Raw genomic sequence first — 14296 nt, 5'->3', positions numbered from 1 at the left:
GATTCAACTTGCGAGACCCGGAATCTTGAACAAAACTTAATGGACAAGGCGCATTGTCCCCATTGCACAACACCATGCGTCATCACTGTTGGAAGTCCAATAAATAATCCTACAGAGAGAAATTGGAGCAGGCTTTATGAGCAAGCACACTCTTCGTCGCACCCTTCTTTCCACTTCGATATCCACTGCAATGGTTGCCGCCGCTGGTTTGGCCGTGCCACATTTATCCCATGCGGAAACCTATGCGCTCGAAGAGGTTGTAGTGACCGCACAGAAGCGCGAGCAAAGCCTTATGGACGTGCCCATCTCCGTCAATGCGGTGGATGGCGCCAAGATGAATGAGGCGGGCATTACCAATCTGGAAGGCATGACAGCCTATGTGCCCAACCTCACCATGAATCAGACGGGTATCGGAACCATTATCGCCATTCGCGGTATCAGTTCCGGTATCAATCAGGGCTTTGAGCAGTCAGTGGGCCAATATGTGGATGGTATCTATTACGGTCGTGCGCAACTGGCGCGGGCGCCGTTTATGGATCTGGAACGGGTGGAGGTGTTGCGTGGGCCGCAGAGTATTCTGTTTGGCAAGAACAGTATTGCCGGTGCCATCAGTATGCTCACTGCCAAACCTACGGATGAATTTGAGGGCTCGATCTCGGCGCTCTACGAGCCGGACCACGAAGAAACGGATGTTCGCCTGGTGTTGTCAGGCCCGCTGACGGATAACCTGTCGGGTCGCCTGGCGATCCTGGATCGCACCATTGATGGTTACTATGACAATGACACTCTGGATCGCCCGGAGTCGGATGAGGAAGAAAGAGTTATTCGCGGTAGTTTGAAGTGGGACGTGAACAACGATTTGACGATTAACCTAAAAGTGGAAGATGGTTCTTTTGATACCAAGGGCCGGTTTTTGGAAATCGTGAATCCTGTTGGGGCGTCCTATGCGGGGGTTTTGTCCCTGCTCACCGGTGGTCAGTATGTTCTGGATACAGATCAGGACTTTAATCGACAGGCCAATGGTGACACCAGTGTCAATGACACTGAAAACGTAACGCTGAATATCGATTACGCAATTGGTGATCACACGCTGACCCTGGTCACAGGTTACAACGCCTACGAGTACAGGGAAATATGTGATTGTGACTTTACGGGTGCATCAATCTTCACCGTCGATACGACTGAAGATTTTGAGCAATTCAGTCAGGAAATTCGCATAACCTCGCCGGGTGGAGAAACTCTGGATTACATTGCAGGTTTCTTTTACCAGAGTTCAGAGCTGGATTTTACTGATGCCATCATTATTCCTTCCGACAGTTTATTGGTGCCAGGGTTGGCCGGAACTTTGGGAGCTCTGGGCCTTGAGGACCCTACGGTAGTTGCAAATACATCGACGAATCGGGCGTTTGAGCAGGATACGGATCTTTGGTCGATCTTCGCTCAGGTCACTTGGAATATCAGTGATGCAGCGCGCCTGACATTGGGAGCTCGATATACCGATGAAGATAAAGAAGCGTCTCGCCTGCAGGTGCATATCGATCAAACGGGAACACCAACACCGGTAGGTACAATGGCGGACGATCTCAATGTTTTTTATGGGTTGTTTCGTATCGAACCATACGCGCAGATTGCGGATGATCGCAACGAAGGAGCGTTCACTCCTCTGGTCACTTTCCAGTATGACGTAACACCGGACGCTATGCTCTATGCCACCTACACCACGGGCTTTAAATCCGGTGGATTTGACGTGCGTTCCAATGCTCATCCTGATTCATCGGTTGTCAATGCGATGAGAGCATTCGCGATCGATCTGCAGGGCGTATTCGAATACGAAGAAGAGGAGGCTGAAAGCATCGAATTTGGCGGCAAATTCACTCTGGCTGACGGTGCGGCTGAGCTCAACGTGGCGCTCTTCAGAACTGAATATACGGATCTTCAAACCAGTCAGTTTGATGGCACTCTTGGGTTCAATGTAACTAATGCAGGTGAAGCCACCAGCCAGGGGCTTGAGCTCGATGGGCGCTGGAGAGTCAGTGAAGGTTTGACGCTGTCAGGATCTGCCGCGTACCTTGACTTTGAATATGACAAATTTCCCAATGCTCAATGTTATTTCGGTCAAGAGCCTAACAGCACCAGCAATCCGGGGCTGTGTGACGTCACCGGCAAAAGGCGAGAGTTTACTCCGGAATATCAGGCCAGTTTGTCGGCGGATTATGTCCGTCCGCTAGGCGATACGCTGGAGCTGCGGGGGACCGTGGATTTTGTTTATAGCGATTCCTATCTGGCGTCACCGGCACTGGATCCGAATCTGGAGCAAGATTCATTTACCAAGGTCAATGCGCGGATATCCATCGGTGCGGCAGATGGCCAGTGGGACCTCGCCCTGGTGGGTAAGAATCTGACCGATGAGGAGGTCGTGAGCTTTGGCAATATCGCCCCTCTGGCGACAACCTTTACCGGTGGAGCAGGTGCGGTTTACTACGGCTTCTATGACCGCTCCTCCAGTGTCGCCCTGCAGGGCACATTGAGGTTCTAACTATTGCTATCTGCCTGCTTAGGCGCTACCCTGCGCCCCAGAGCAGGTCAGACAATCGCCGCCCGCTTTGCGGGGGGAGGAAAGTCCGGGCTCCATAGGGTAGAACGCCAGGTAACGCCTGGGGGGCGCGAGCCTACGGAAAGTGCAGCAGAGAGCAGACCGCCGATGGCTATCTCTTGTTTCGGCAAGGGGCAGCACAGGTAAGGGTGAAAGGGTGCGGTAAGAGCGCACCGCGCAACTGGCAACAGCTTGCGGCATGGTAAACCCCGTTCGGAGCAAGACCAAATAGGCCTTCGTTGGTGTGACCCGCACTGAAGGCGGGTAGGTTGCTTGAGGCCAGTGGCGACGCTGGCCCTAGATGAATGATTGTCCGCGACAGAACCCGGCTTATCGACCTGCTCTATTTTTCTTCAGGTGTTTTCTCTGGCAGTGCTCAAAGCGCCTGCGCAAGCTTGGTCTGATTCCTGCCCTGTTTCTTGGCGTCATATAGCGCACGGTCTGCCTCTTCCATTAAACGCTCCAGCGGTATCGGTTGGTCTGTAGAGGCGACGCCGGTGCTGCAGGTAACTTCGACAACGCTACCGTTTGAGGTTTTGATGGGGGAGGTCGAGAGTTTGGTTCGTATGCGCTCCATAATCTGAAAAGCTTCCTGCTCATTGATGGTGGGGAATATGACACAGAATTCTTCACCGCCCCAGCGTGCCACCAAATCCATCTCCCGTACCGATTCGCTCAGCAGTTTGCCTACAGCTTTCAATACCTCATCACCGGCCTGGTGACCGTGGCAATCATTGACTTTCTTAAAGAAGTCCACGTCCAGCAGTGCAGCCGACAGCGTGGATGGCTGCCGTTTTAAACGAGAAAATTCCTGTTGGACAAACTCTTGCACCACCCAGCGGTTTGCCAGGCCCGTGAGGGTATCTGTTCGAGAGAGTATTTCCAATTCCCGGTTTTTAGCGTCCAGCTCTTGGGTTCTCGCGAGAATACGTTGTTCCAGGTGTTGGTTCAGTTCGGATAACTCTTGGTTCAGAAGAGCATTCTGTTGAAGTGTGTCGAAATAGCGTCGGGAAAAGAGATAAGTCTGGGAACCAATGAACACGATCCAGGCAAGAGAGGTCATGGGGACCAGTAAATCGCTCTGGGAAAAGTGAAAGTAGGCGATGTCGAATCCCAAGGCAACGACAATCAGACAAAAGCCACCCAGTGTCAGCAGGTCATCCAGGGAGCTGTTGGCCAGATGCCGGATCATATATCCGAAGGAAACAAAGGCCATCAGTGCGATAAGCGGACGCAGGATGTTCCCGAATTGTTGCACCGTGTTAAGGTCGGCGGTCACGACCAGACCGATGTGCAGCAGTGCGGCGCCCATTGGCAGCGAGGCTACCCAAATGGGAATACGGGGCTGAAAACGCAAGAACAGGTAATAGAAACCTGCCAATACGCCAAACAGAAAACTCAGCCAACTGATGTACGCATCGGTACTTGAGGTAAGCGTCGGGAACAGGTCATAAATAACCCCCGAATTGTTGATTTGTCGGGTGGCCAGGCAAGTGGCTGTGAAGGCGAGTGCCAGCATACCTTGTTCGCGAATCTGTATCCGTCGCAACGCCAGAATCACGCCGACAAACAACAGTAGGGTTGTGGAGACGGCAATGGCGCCACTCTTGCGGGCGACAAACTGCCTTTGTAGCTCGGTGTTGATGCCGATGACTGGCGCCTGCCAGAGTCCGGCAAACCGGGTTTCATAACTCCCCAAGGAAATCTGCAACTGTGCACCCTCTTCCAATGGAGGCAGGGATAACAGTTGTTCCGAAACCGGTGCACGGTGGATGTTGTTTCTGTCGTCAAGATCGCCGGCGCGGAGTAAAGTCGTTACCCGACCGTCGGTATGCAAAATGGAAATCTCCCGGCCCGCCCAGATGCGAGGCAACGCCAGGGATAACGGTGGCAGGTTCTGCCCGCCCGATAAACTGAGCCGGTAAACCCCCTTTCCGCGGAAAAGTCTGCTCTCATTACCAACCAGCTGCATCCAGCGCAGAGGCACCGGGGCCAGCCCTTGAAAGTGAAAATTGCCCTGCTCAGCTTTAAAATCCAGCTGCCAGTGCCCCCTAAGCTCGATCTGGTTGCTGATGTGCAGGCACTGCAGGTTGACGCTTGCTTGTTCAACCGGGGCAGTTGGGCAGTCAAGAGTTTTGGTCTGGGCACTCAAATAGGAAGCGAATCCGGTGAGCAGCAGTACCAATAGGGAGCGCAGCAGACAGCTGAATACATCCATGACAACTGTAATAGAAATCAGGGGCCGAGACTTTGTCGCGTGGCGACGCTCGGCCCCATTGGGTTAGAGGATGTAATCTGTCAGGGCAATGTTGGCGAGGTAGTTATCAATCTCGGCCTCTGTGTTATTAATAAATTCCTCAGAGTTAGAAAAGCTGACAATCACCGCTCCACGATCCTCAGTCACCGCCAGCTCAGCCAGCCAATACTCCAAACCCGCAGCTGCAGGATCTCGATCCAGAATATTGTTATACAGCAGCGTGACGAACTCTTCGTCGGATACCGCCGCGCCATAGAGATCGATAAACTCCTGAGATTGGGTGAACGCGTGTGCTGCGCCCTGGATCGTTATGGAGGTGCTGATGTCGTTGACCCAGTACCGTAAGCCTTCTTCAGCCGGCATCCGGTCGAAGAGCGCGCTAAAGAGCCGTGCCACTTCTTTCTGTGTCTCGCGGATCTCTATGGCTCTCTCGATGGTCATATCGCCGTCTGAGAAGTTGAGGCGTTCCATACCGGAGAGACTGTCGGAGAATGCGGTTTCACCGAGCAGGCCTGTCAGCGCATAAGTGCCGTCGCCATTGTCTGCGATCTCAACACTATTGCGGATCGCAGCATAGGCGGCAGTATCGGTGCCATCGTCACCCATCAGCGTATTGGTGCCGGTGCCGCCAATCAGGAAGTCGTCACCGGCGCCGCCGGTAAGGGTGTCATCGCCACCGCGACCTTCCATTTTGTCGTTGTTGGCGCTGCCTGTCAGGTTGTCATCGGCATCGTCCTGGCCGAACAGCAAGTCGAAGTCTGTAAAGCTCAGGCGTTCAATGCCGGTCAAGGTGTCAGCAAATGGGTTTTCGCCCAATTGGCCGCTGACGCTAATGGTGCCGTCTTCGTTTTCGATAATGGTGGCGTCCGTATGAGCCAGCGCGAATACGGCACTGTCATCGCCGTCTTCACCGGACAGGGCATTGGTACCGGTGCCTCCGATCAAGCGGTCGTTACCATCGCCTGCATTCAGAGTGTCATCTCCGTCGCCGCCATCAAGCACATCGTCGCCACCGGCGGCATTAATGGTGTCATCGCCGCCCAGGCCGTTGATGGTATCGTTGCCGGTACTGCCAGTCAGGCTTTCGCCTTCTTCAGTGCCCTCAATGACGTTGCTGATCTCATCGACGCCGAAGGTTAAAGTCACGTCTTCGAACTGCAAATGTTCAACGTCGTTCAAGGTGTCGCTGAAGTCTACACCGCCGATTTGGCCGCTGACGGTATAGGTGGTGCCGCCCAGATGGGCAATATTGGCCTGATCCCGGGTGATGGCATACACGGCCGTATCGTCGCCGGCGTCGCCAAAGATAGCGTTGGTACCGGTGCCGCCAATCAGGTCATCGTCGCCATCACCGCCGCGCAGGGTATCGTCTCCTTCTCCGCCCACCATGGTGTCGTCGCCGCCCAGGCCAATCAGGGTGTCATTACCGCTGCGGCCATCCATGATGTCAGCGTTTTCGGTGCCTTCCAGAACGTCATCGACGTTTTCCTGACCGACACCTACGACGCGACCATCCCGGACGGAGAAGCGCCAGACGCCGGGCTCTTCTGAGCCAGCGAGCAGCAGGCGCTCAAGGTTGAGCATAAAAGCTTCGTCGCCGGAGAAGAAAAATTCGAAATAATTAATGCCGTCGCCGGCGGCAAATCCCGCTCGGGCCGGGGTTCCGCCCAATCCGTTGGTGCCGCCACTGGCGTCGCCGGTCACCCAGTTGATGGCCTCATAGCGATAAATGATGTCAAAGTCGCCGGCGTCACCGGTATTAACCAATTGCAACTGGAAGGCGTTGAGTTTGTCGGTATGGCGACTGTAATAGCCCACATCATCCCAGGTAACGGTGATGGTGTTGGTCTCTGTATCCAGGTCGTACCAGACTTGGTTTGTACCCCGGGAATTGCCACCGTTGGTGAACGAGGTGCTTTCGGCGCGGGTATCTACGTCCGCCCAAAATGGCGCAATAATTGGGGAGCCAAAATTCTCGCCGATGACGTTGGGAGTAAAAGAGGAGAGCGCCCGTTCGAAGGTAATATTACCGTTGGTATTGATGTAGATGCCTGTCCAGGTGGTGCCGAAGAAATCGATACCATCCGGGAATACGCTCGTGATATCCACCAGTGGGCTGGAACCGTCATCGTTACGCGATACGACATTTTCTCCAAACCCGAATTCGCCGCCCAGGCCGTCGACCAGTTCGCCCGCGTCTTCAGAAACTTCAGCGTCATCCGGCAGGAGGGGGTTTTGGCTATCGGAAGAGCCTCCAGAGCTTCCATCGGAGGGGAAGGGGCTGTTCAGTGATCCCATGTCAGGCTTCCTTGTTAAAAATAATTGTTAGCGCAGGGGACATCCTCTGCGGGCATCAGGCACTATGATCCAAAAAGGCGCTACTACCTCATGAGTGTAGCACCCACCGCTCAAAGCTTTGAAGGGCAATTCTGTGAGCCAGGTGGCATCCTGCTCATCTTTATATTGCCCTTTTCTTAAACTGCTGTACTTGCATACAGGTAAAACCTGGTTCAAAATCAAAGCTGTCAATCTCAATAAAGGGGTTGCCAGGCAAAAGATCTTTTAATATCGTGCAATACAAAGGTTAATTCTCCTTTGTTGCAGCGAAAAGACGCGGTTAGGATGCCCTGCATCGGCCTTTGATGCAAAGCAAGGCGCCAGGCGGCTTCCAGTGGGTCAAATCCCCACTCCTTCCCCTTCTGTTTATCCTTATCAATGCCAAGAAAATACCATACTTAAAGTAATACTTTAAGTTTGTGCTTTAGTCTATTGTAATTTAAGAAAATTCATACGCATTCGTATTGGGGTTTCAGGCCCGTTCGCGGCCAGTTCGCCGATATTCCCTTCATGTTTCCTCTATTTAGCTGCGCAATTCCTTGACTTTGCAGTGTGCCGACTTATAGTGGCAGTGTGGTAAAAAGTGGATATAAGTGTTTTTTCGTGGAGTATTTGTGGTGCTGAGTGGTGGTCAGTGCCCAATCTTTCCAACTTGGGGTGAAACGTGTTTCAGGGCAGCCAATCCATTAATATGGATGCAAAAGGACGCATGGCGATACCTAGCAAGTATCGCGATGTGCTTACTGCTGCCTGTAGCGGCCGTCTGGTCGTTACTGCCAACCCCTATGAGCGCTGTTTGAACATTTATCCGGAGCATCAGTGGCGCGATGTCGCTGCCACCTTGAGTGCTCTCCCCAATGCCAAAAAATCGGTCCGCCGCATTCAGCGCCTGGTTCTGGGTAACGCCACTGAATTGGAGATGGATGGCAATGGCCGTGTGCTGCTGCCCGCCATACTGCGTGAATATGCCGGGCTGGATAAAAAACTGGTGTTGGTGGGATTGAACGAAAAAGCCGAACTCTGGAGTGAGGAAAGCTGGAATGCTCTGTTGGAAGAGCAGGATGACGATGAACTGGCTGAAGAGCTGCAGGGGCTGACGCTGTAATGAAACCACTGGGTGGCCGCCATGAGTGACCAACATATAACGGTATTGCTGCAAGAGGCTGTCGATGCACTGGTGAGCAATGTCGACGGCATCTATGTCGACGGCACCTTCGGTCGCGGCGGTCACTCCCGTCTGGTACTCGACCAGTTGGGACCACAGGGGCAGCTTGTAGGCATCGATAAAGACCCAACGGCCATCGCTGAGGGACAGGCGCTTGAGCAGGCCGACGCCCGTTTCTCTATTGAACATGGATCTTTTGCTCAACTGCGTTCTTATATGGATGCCCGGGGCTGGGACGGCCAAGTGGATGGCGTACTGGTCGACCTGGGGGTGTCATCTCCGCAGCTGGATGTGGCGGAGCGGGGGTTTTCCTTTCTCAATGACGGGCCGCTGGATATGCGCATGGATACCACATCGGGCATCAGCGCGGAGCAGTGGGTGAATACCACCGATGAAACTGAAATCGCTCGTGTGCTAAAAGTGTACGGCGAGGAGCGCTTCGCCAAGCGCATGGCGCGTGCCATCGTCAAAGCTCGCGAAGAGGCGCCCATTACCCGTACAGGTCGCCTGGCCAACATCGTTGCCGAGGCCAATCCCGCCTGGGAAAAAGGCAAACATCCTGCCACTCGAGCATTTCAGGCCATCCGCATCGAAGTGAATAATGAGCTTGGAGATCTGGAGAGTTTCCTGGATCAGGCGCTGGAAGTCCTGCGCCCGGGAGGGCGATTGGTGGTGATCAGTTTCCACTCCCTGGAAGATCGTATGGTGAAGCGATTTATTCGCCACCATGAGAGGGGCCAGGATGTTCCCGCGGGGCTGCCGTTGATGGAATCCCAGCTTAACCGTCGCCTTAAATCCATCGGCAAGGCGGTCAAGGCAAAATCGGGCGAAGTAAATGCTAACCAGCGCTCCAGAAGCGCTGTTATGCGGGTTGCTGAAAAATTACAATAACCATTTCTACGACTGAATAACGGATCAACGGGGCTGAACGGACGGGTCGATGACCAGCAGCAATCTCAAGGCAAAAGCGGTGTTGGCGGTGCTGTGGCTACTGGTGCTTGGCAGCGCCCTGGCGGTCGTGCGCAGCACCCACGAATCCCGCACGCAACTTAATGAGTTGGAAGTGCTGCGGCGTGAGGCGGCGTTTTTGCATGAGCAGTGGGGGCAGTATCTGTTGGAGCAGAGTGCCTGGTCTGCCTACGGTCGTATTGAGCAGCAGGCGCGTGAGCAATTGCAAATGATTGTGCCCAAGGGCGAACAGCTGGTGATGGTACAGCCATGAGTCGTATGAGTCGCGACAAGAACGATTCGGCCAGCCCGGCAAGGGGAGCGGTCAGGCGTGCTGCGGAGAAAAAGGGTGCAGAAAATGCCGTGCTGCCTATCGCCCGTTGGCGATTTGTTCTGGCGCTAACGCTGCTTGCCGCCCTGATGGCGGGTCTGCTGTGGCACGTCGCCATGTTGCAGGTTGTCCCCGGCAATGATCGGGGCTTTGAGTTTCTCCAGGGCCAGGGCAACGCACGTACTGTTCGTACCGAAGAGTTGCCTGCCCACCGGGGGGTCATCACTGATCGTCACGGTGAGCCACTGGCCGTCAGCACTCCTGTAGTGACTCTGTGGGTCAATCCCAAAGAGTGGCAGGCCGGTGCCATGGGAGTGGCCGCTTTGGCCAAAGCCATCAAAATGGATGCGGCGAGTCTGGAAAAGAAGTTTTCCCGCTACGCTGGCAAAGAGTTTATGTATCTCAAGCGCAAAATGCCGCCACAGGAAGCTGAGGCAGTACTCGCCAATGGTTGGCCCGGTGTCTACGGGCGCACCGAGTACCAGCGCTATTATCCTGCGGCCGAGGTGGCCGCGCACGTCGTTGGTTTCACCAACATTGACGAACAGGGCCAAGAGGGTGTGGAGCTGGCGTTTGACCAGTGGCTTACGGGCATTCCCGGTTCCAAGCGCGTGCTGAAGGATCTCAAGGGACGCATTATTCGCGATGATGGTGAGCTGCGTGCCCCCAGAACCGGTAAGGATGTTCAGCTCAGTATTGATCTTCGCATGCAGTACCTTGCCTACCGTGAATTAAAAGAAGCGGTGATTCGCCACCAGGCACAGTCCGGCTCGCTGGTGTTGCTCGATACCCACACAGGTGAAATCCTGGCGATGGTCAATCAGCCTTCCTACAACCCGAACAACCGCCAGGGCATTCGCATGGCGGCGTTGCGCAATCGTGCGGTAACTGATCAATTTGAGCCGGGCTCCACCATGAAGCCCTTAACCGTAATGGCGGCGCTGGAAACCGGTCGTTACACGCCAGGGACCATCATTAATACACACCCTGGCTATATTCGCGTTGGACAAAAAACGCTGCTGGATCCCAAAAACTACGGCCGCATCAGTCTCACACGAGTGATCACAAAATCCAGCCAGGTGGGCATCAGCAAGGTGGCCCTGGACCTTACGCCGGATCAAATTCGCGATATGTTCTTCCGCTTGGGGTTGGGGCAGGGAACCGGCATCGGATTCCCCGGTGAAAGCGTTGGTGTGCTGCCAAATCGGCGTCGCTGGACTGACATTGAGCACGCCAACTTCAGCTTTGGTTACGGTATGAGCGTGACAGCACTGCAGTTGGCACAGGCTTATAATGTGGTCGCCAACCATGGCCTTAAAAAACCGGTCAGTCTGCTGCGTCAGGCCGGCACGGTTCAGCCGGAGCGAGTAGTGGATGGCGAGGTTTCCCAGCAATTGGTGGCCATGCTGAAGACGGTTTTGCAATCCGAGGGTACCGCCCGTCAGGCACAAATCGAATCTTACCCGGCTGCGGGCAAAACCGGCACGGTACACCAGGTGGGTAAGGAGGGTTATGCCGACGACCGTTACCGTTCCGTATTCGCGGGAATGGCACCTGCAGCTGATCCGCGGGTTGTGGCTGTAGTGGTGATTGAAGAGCCCAAATCAGGCCAGTACTTTGGCGGAGAAGTCGCTGCACCGGTGTTTTCAAAAGTAGCCGAAGGGGCGCTGCGCCTTCTGCACGTACCGCCAAAAATCACACAGACAACCAAAGCAACGCTGGCCGATTCCGGAAAAGCCCAAAGCGCTGAAAAGGGGCCGCTGTCATGACGCCGCGAGCCGACAAAACGCTAAGTCAGTTGTTGCCGGATGCCGCCATTGAACTCTGTGCTGATCGTAGTGTTGGTCCCCTGTGTCTGGACAGTCGCAAGGTCAATACAGGGGACACGTTTGTGGCACTGAAGGGCAGCCGCGAACACGGTGCCTCCTACATTCCCGCGGCGGTTGAAGCCGGTGCTGCGCTGGTTTTGGTGGAAGCCGATACCTGGCGCGAGCAGATGCTGGGGTCACATCTGCAGATCGATGTTCCCAATTTGAGCCGACGTTTAAGTTTGATTGCCGGGCGCTGGTATAACGAACCCTCAAAAGCGATGTCAGTGGTCGGCATTACCGGAACCAACGGTAAAACCACCTGCAGCCAATGGCTGACTCAGGTTCTGCATCATTTAGGTGAGAACTCTGGAAGTCTGGGAACATTGGGCTACGGCCCGGCAACGCAGTCGCTTACTGACACCGGCATGACAACACCGGATTCCATCACAGTACAACACATCCTTGCCCAGATGCAGGCGCAAGGTGTCGACACAGTCGCCATGGAAGTTTCTTCTCACAGCCTGGATCAGGGGCGGGTGGCCGCCCTTGCTTTTGATGTGGCGGTGGTCACGAACATTGGCCGCGACCACCTGGACTACCACGGTGATCTGGACAGCTACGTCGACGCCAAGGTGGCGTTAATGGATTGCCCATCACTCAAAGCGGCGGTCATTAATATTGATGATGCCTATGCGGAGCGATTCCAGCAGCGGCTCGCCCCCGCAGTGAAGATTTGGCGCTATAGCCTGGACAATCCCGCAGCGGACTTCTATCTGAGTAATGTTCAATTCAGTTCTCATGGGGTGAGCGCAACCCTGCATACCCCGGCTGCTGAAATTCCGCTGGAGTTGGCGCTTTGGGGTGAATTTAACCTCAGCAATTTACTGGCGGTGGCGGCCAGTTGTTGGGCTTTGGACAAGCAGGACCTGGGAGAGGCATTAAAGAGTATTCGTCCCGTGCCCGGTCGCCTTGAAGCCGTTAGCGGAGCGGATGATGATTTGACGGTGCTGGTGGATTTCGCTCACACCGCCGATGCGTTGCAGTCTGTGCTGCGGGCAATTCGTGAACAGACGGAGGGTGATCTCTGGTGCCTGTTCGGCTGTGGCGGAGACCGCGATCGAGGCAAGCGTCCACTGATGGCGCGTGTCAGTGAGGCATTGGCCGATCGGGTGGTGGCGACCAGTGATAACCCCCGCAGTGAGAACCCGCAAGCGATCCTGGAAGAGGTGATGGCCGGGTTTGCCCGCCCGGAACAGGTAGAGTCTATCGTCGACCGTCGAGAAGCTATCGAATACGTGATTGCCAATGCCCGCCCGGGAGACTGCGTGTTGCTGGCCGGCAAAGGCCACGAAGACTATCAACTGATTGCGGGAGAAAAACTGCCATTCAGTGACGTGGAGGTGGCGCGGGAAGCGCTGGAGCGACGGGAGGTTCAAGGTGAATAAGACTTTGGATCTGCAACAGCTGCAGCAACGCCTCAATGGCAAGCTGCAAAGCGGTTTCACGACTGGGCAACAATTGAAGATCAGTCGCGTAAGTACAGACACCCGCTCGATTCAGCCGGGGGATTTATTTGTCGCTCTGCGCGGCGAGCGTTTTGATGCCCATAACTTTCTGCAACAAGCGGCGGATTGTGGTGCGGCAGCGGCACTGGTGGAAGAATTCAGTACACAAGTGTCCATTCCTCAGGTGCAAGTCGACGACACAATTCGCGCCCTGGGCGAGCTGGCCAAAATAAGCCATGAGGATTATGCGAGTCATTTGGTCGCATTGACGGGCAGTTGCGGTAAAACCACAGTCAAGGCCATGCTGACGAGCATTCTGTCAGAAGTTGGTGCGGTGCATGCCACCGCAGGTAATTTAAATAATCACATTGGTGTGCCCCAAACCCTGTTGGCCATGCCGGCGGACTGTCAACTTGCGGTTGTCGAAATGGGCGCCAACGGGTTGGGCGAGATCGACTATCTGGCGTCACTGGCACAACCCACGGTGGCTCTGGTAAACAACGTCATGGCGGCCCATCTGGAGGGCTTCGGTTCTGAAGAAGTCGTCGCCAGCGAAAAAGCGATGATCTATCGCCATTTGCAAGCCGGTGGGACTGCGGTGATCAACCTCGACGAGCCTTACGCCGATGGTTGGATGCAATGGCTGCAAAGCAATCGCTCTGATCTCAAGCTGTTGAGATTTGCAGCGGAAAATCCGGCAGCGGACCTCTACGCCTCTGAGATCAAACTGGATTCGCTGGGTTGCTACGGTTTCCGTCTGAACAGTGGCAAAGGCGAGATTGACGTTCAGCTGCCTTTAATGGGACGACAGAATATTGCCAATGCGCTGGCGGCTGCGGCTTGCGCCATGGCATGCGACGCAAGCCTTGAACAGATCTCCCGAGGTCTGGCTAAGGTCACACCGGTAAAAGGTCGGCTGCTGCCTCTGGTCGGGCCCGGCACCAGTGTGATTATCGACGACAGTTACAACGCCAACCCGGGTTCGGTGATGGCGGCGGCCCGGGTGTTGACGGATCTGCAAGACACGGGTCGAGAGACCGTACTGGTGCTGGGCGACCTCGCAGAACTGGGGGAAGATGGCGACGCGGCACTGCAACAGCTAGGGCTGGATCTCAAAGCTCTTGGTATTGGCCGGCTGCTGACAGTGGGCAACAACAGTCAACACGCCAGCGATGCCTTTTATGGCATCAATACAACAGCTCATGGACAGCACTTTAAAACTCAGGGTGAGTTAATCACACATTTACAACAACACATCACAGACGACACGGTGGTACTGGTGAAAGGATCCCGGAGTGCACGAACGGAGTGCATCGTGCAGGCACTGACCTCTGGCGGAGAACAATAAC

Annotated in this window: 9 protein-coding genes and 1 other RNA gene; 8 read left to right on the top strand and 2 right to left on the bottom strand. The window is 54.9% G+C overall.

The window, feature by feature from the left end; translation table 11 throughout:
- Window positions 1-136 precede the first annotated feature (136 nt).
- Window positions 137-2536 (top strand): TonB-dependent receptor, encoded by a 2400-nt coding sequence (locus tag HBA55_RS10760; protein ID WP_166990314.1) that lies wholly within the window; start codon window positions 137-139, stop codon window positions 2534-2536.
- Window positions 2537-2575: 39 nt separating this feature from the next.
- An RNA gene (rnpB, locus tag HBA55_RS10755) (RNase P RNA component class A) lies at window positions 2576-2942 on the top strand.
- Between the two features lie 27 nt (window positions 2943-2969).
- Here the strand turns inward: rnpB and HBA55_RS10750 are convergent.
- Both HBA55_RS10750 and HBA55_RS37795 read right to left on the bottom strand, forming a co-directional pair.
- Complete coding sequence (locus tag HBA55_RS10750) at window positions 2970-4811, bottom strand: GGDEF domain-containing protein (protein WP_166990312.1); 1842 nt, start codon at window positions 4809-4811, stop codon at window positions 2970-2972.
- Between the two features lie 63 nt (window positions 4812-4874).
- Window positions 4875-7148: a nidogen-like domain-containing protein gene (locus tag HBA55_RS37795; protein WP_166990310.1), complete on the bottom strand. Its 2274-nt coding sequence runs from the start codon at window positions 7146-7148 to the stop codon at window positions 4875-4877.
- 703 nt (window positions 7149-7851) lie between these two features.
- On the opposite strand from HBA55_RS37795, the gene mraZ reads away from it, so the two are divergent.
- From mraZ to HBA55_RS10715, 6 genes are read left to right on the top strand one after another with little or no spacing between them, the layout of a single operon-like run.
- The gene (gene mraZ, locus HBA55_RS10740) at window positions 7852-8292 is read left to right on the top strand and encodes a division/cell wall cluster transcriptional repressor MraZ (RefSeq protein ID WP_166990308.1); all 441 of its coding nucleotides are present in this window, start codon (window positions 7852-7854) and stop codon (window positions 8290-8292) included.
- 21 nt (window positions 8293-8313) lie between these two features.
- The gene (rsmH, locus tag HBA55_RS10735) at window positions 8314-9243 is read left to right on the top strand and encodes a 16S rRNA (cytosine(1402)-N(4))-methyltransferase RsmH (RefSeq protein ID WP_166990306.1); all 930 of its coding nucleotides are present in this window, start codon (window positions 8314-8316) and stop codon (window positions 9241-9243) included.
- A gap of 49 nt (window positions 9244-9292) precedes the next feature.
- Window positions 9293-9574, top strand: coding sequence for a cell division protein FtsL (ftsL, locus tag HBA55_RS10730; RefSeq protein ID WP_166990305.1), 282 nt, complete (start codon window positions 9293-9295; stop codon window positions 9572-9574).
- The gene (locus tag HBA55_RS10725) at window positions 9571-11400 is read left to right on the top strand and encodes a peptidoglycan D,D-transpeptidase FtsI family protein (protein ID WP_240945995.1); all 1830 of its coding nucleotides are present in this window, start codon (window positions 9571-9573) and stop codon (window positions 11398-11400) included. Before ftsL ends, HBA55_RS10725 begins: the two co-directional genes overlap by 4 nt.
- Window positions 11397-12887, top strand: coding sequence for a UDP-N-acetylmuramoyl-L-alanyl-D-glutamate--2,6-diaminopimelate ligase (locus HBA55_RS10720; protein ID WP_166990303.1), 1491 nt, complete (start codon window positions 11397-11399; stop codon window positions 12885-12887). The genes HBA55_RS10725 and HBA55_RS10720 overlap by 4 nt, the downstream gene beginning before the upstream one ends.
- On the top strand, window positions 12880-14295 hold the full coding sequence (locus HBA55_RS10715) for a UDP-N-acetylmuramoyl-tripeptide--D-alanyl-D-alanine ligase (protein ID WP_166990301.1): 1416 nt from the start codon (window positions 12880-12882) through the stop codon (window positions 14293-14295). The genes HBA55_RS10720 and HBA55_RS10715 overlap by 8 nt, the downstream gene beginning before the upstream one ends.
- Window position 14296: the final 1 nt, after the last annotated feature.

Source organism: Pseudomaricurvus alkylphenolicus, from assembly GCF_011683955.1.
Lineage (GTDB): Bacteria > Pseudomonadota > Gammaproteobacteria > Pseudomonadales > Cellvibrionaceae > Pseudomaricurvus > Pseudomaricurvus alkylphenolicus.
The sequence above is the reverse complement of the archived record's forward strand: the minus strand, read 5'-3'. Positions and strand labels throughout refer to the sequence as shown.